Source organism: Tetzosporium hominis, from assembly GCF_002265435.1.
Lineage (GTDB): Bacteria > Bacillota > Bacilli > Bacillales_A > Planococcaceae > Chryseomicrobium > Chryseomicrobium hominis.
On record NZ_NOKQ01000377.1, the window covers coordinates 1 to 246 of the forward strand.

Consider the following 246-nt stretch of genomic DNA (forward strand, 5'->3'; position numbering starts at 1 on the left):
GAGTCCGTCGTATTGATATGCTGACCGCCGGCGCCGCTCGCCCGGTACGTGTCGATCTTCAGATCCTCGGTACGGATGTCGATCTCCACGTCATCCGTAATTTCCGGTACGACGTCACAGGACACGAAGGACGTATGCCGTCTGCCCGAAGAATCGAACGGAGAGATCCGAACCAGTCGATGAACCCCTTTTTCAGCCTTCAAATATCCGTAGGCATTAAAGCCTTTGATCAACAGGGTTACGCTT

At 53.7% G+C, this 246-nt stretch carries 1 protein-coding gene; it reads right to left on the reverse strand.

Features of this window, described 5'->3' with window-relative positions; genetic code table 11:
• Positions 1-246, reverse strand: a 246-nt coding sequence (locus tag CF394_RS15440) for a PCRF domain-containing protein (protein WP_133079870.1), incomplete at both ends; no start/stop codon positions are given.